The organism is Clostridium fallax, from assembly GCF_900129365.1.
Classification (GTDB): Bacteria; Bacillota; Clostridia; order Clostridiales; family Clostridiaceae; genus Clostridium_AH; species Clostridium_AH fallax.
In genome coordinates this window covers 1-2,788 of sequence record NZ_FQVM01000053.1, presented here as the reverse complement: position 1 = coordinate 2,788, position 2,788 = coordinate 1, and the positions used below count along the sequence as shown (strand labels likewise).

The following is a 2,788-nucleotide window of genomic DNA, read 5'->3' as shown; positions in this document are numbered from 1 at the left end:
TATACTTCATATAATACACCCTTTTTCAAGCCTTTTTCAACTAAACTTCTATAATAAAAAAAATCACCTATTTTATAGATGATTTTAATTTTATATATTTAATTTTATTGAATAGTTAATTATAAAAAATTATATTTATTGTTTAAGATTAATTCAAATATACAATTTTGTTAGAATATTCCTTAGTTATATCCTCTATACAATTAATTAATGATATTTTATATGAATTATTTAATGAAATTAAGGCTACTATAGTTGATCTATTTTTTAATCCTTTTTTATCCATTACAATATAGTCTTTATATATATTTATTGAATGAATATTACTCCAATTAACTATAGTTACTATATTAGATTTGTTTAATATAATATTTTTATTAGTTAATTCTAATTTTATTTCAGTTTCTTTAATAGGACTTGTACAAAATCCATAAAAAATTAATTTCTATAAATATAGTATTTTCGTGGTGCAAAAAATATATCAAATAATATTTTTCCTAATAATAGCATTAAGGTAGTAATGGTAGTTATTTTAAGACCATTTAAATTAATAGATTCAATACTAGAAAAATGTATATAAAAAAACAAAAAAAGTAGTAAAATTATTTGCTATTGCTAAAATAATTTTATTGAAAACAGATAGATTATTTTTATATTTTAAACAATTTTTTATTTCTTTTTTTTGAAAGTTTGTATTTAATAACCATTATTTATACCTCTTTAACTTCCTGCTAATACATTTTAATACATTTAATCAATCTCTTTATAAAAATAATACAATACTTAAAATATATCTATATAGTAATTTTAAAGCCTTATAATTTTATAGTTATTGTTTTTAAGTATACTTATTTTAAGTTTAACATCTCTTAAAACTAACTTCTAGATATTTTATATTTGCAAGCTTTAATTCTTAATATAAAATATCCAGAACTTTATCATAAATTTTTAAAATAAATTCTCTACCTCAATTATAATCATATAAATATACTCTAAAAGTTACATTAAAATTAGTTGAAAAGCTCCACAATTTCATCATAAGATAAAGAAGTTATTGCTTTACTATCTTTAAGATCTCCACTTAAAATATCATTTATAAGTTCTTTCTTATCTTCTTTAAGTTCCACTATTTTTTCTTCTATAGTTCCTTTAGAGACTAACTTTATAACTTCTACTATATTTTTTTGACCTAATCTATGTGCTCTATCTGTTGCTTGATCTTCTACAGTTGGGTTCCACCAAGGGTCAAAATGAATAACCATATTAGCTGATGTTAAATTAAGACCTGTGCCTCCTGCTTTTAAGGAAATTAAAAATATTTTAATACTACTATCTTCATTAAATTCCTTTACCATATCTACTCTTTCCTTTGCTTTAGTTGATCCATCTAAATACATATATTTTATATTTTTACTTTCTAAAATATTTGATATATTTTTAAGGACAGAGGTAAACTGAGAAAATAATAATATCTTTTTATTATTCTTAATAGCCTCTTCTATTAAGCTCATTGCAATTTTAAGCTTTCCACTTCCTAATTTATAGTTGTCTATAATAAGAGATGGATCTAAGCATAACTGTCTTAGTTTTGTTAAATAAGAAAAAATAGTAATTTTATTTTCCTTATTATCTTTTAAGTTCTTTTTAACTTCCTTTATATAATTTTTGTATATAGCCCTTTGTCCTTCAGTCATTTCTACTAAAAACTTCTTTTCAATTTTATCTGGAAGTTCTTTTAATACATCTTTTTTAGTTCTTCTTAAAATAAATGGATGTATTAAAGTTTTTAAATCCTCTAATCTAGTATCCTTTCTAGTATCCTTTGAAGTTATATAACTTTCTTTAAATTTTTCCTTTGTATAAAGATAATCTGGCATAATAAAATCAAATATAGACCATAACTCCATTAGGTTATTCTCCATAGGGGTTCCTGTTAATGCAAATTTTATTTTTCCTTTAATCCCCTTAACCTTTATCGTACTTTCTGCATCAGGATTTTTTATATTTTGCCCTTCATCTATTATTACAAAATCAAAGGTTTTATTATTATATAAGTTAAAGTCTCTTCTTAAAGTTCCATAGGTTGTTAATATAACATCATATTCATCTATATCTAAAAATACTTTCTCCCTAGATTTTTTATCACCATGAATAACTCCTATTTTTAAGGTTGGAGCAAATCTTTCAAATTCATCTTTCCAGTTATATATTAAAGAGGTTGGGGTAACTACTAAAGACTTTTTATCTTTTTCCGACAATAAAAAACTAATTATTTGTATTGTTTTACCAAGACCCATTTCATCTGCTAAAATTCCTCCAAAGCCCATATAACTTAAAGATTTTAACCAGTTAAATCCTTCTATTTGATAGTTTCTAAGGGTTCCTTTAAAATCCTTTGATAGTATGTATTCCTTATCTTTTATATTATCTAATTTGCTTTTAATCTTTTCTAAGGTTTTCTCTCCTCTAATAAAAGAAAGTCCATTATTCTTAATTTTATTTTCTATATAGTATCCTTTATTTTTACTAAAGGTAACAAAGTCCTCCTTATCTTTATAATCATAATTTAGCCCTTTTAAAAGATAAAAAAATTCACAAAGCTTCTCATCCTCAAGATCTAAAAAGTTATTTTTCTTAGTTTTATAGAAAGTTTTTCCTTCATCTAAATACTGAAATATATCCTTAAATTCTTCCTTTTCAATGCCTTCTATAGAGTAAAAAAGTTTAAAAAAGTTATCCTCTTCTATAATAGATGATTCTATATTTAAAGAATTCAAAAGTTTTATTT

Annotated in this window: 1 protein-coding gene; it reads right to left on the bottom strand. The window is 22.4% G+C overall.

Translation table 11 applies throughout. The annotated features are described in order from the left end of the window. Positions 1-1,010 precede the first annotated feature (1,010 nt). Positions 1,011-2,788, bottom strand: a 1,778-nt coding sequence (locus tag BUA70_RS12760) for a DEAD/DEAH box helicase (protein ID WP_143762343.1), incomplete at its 5' end; no start/stop codon positions are given.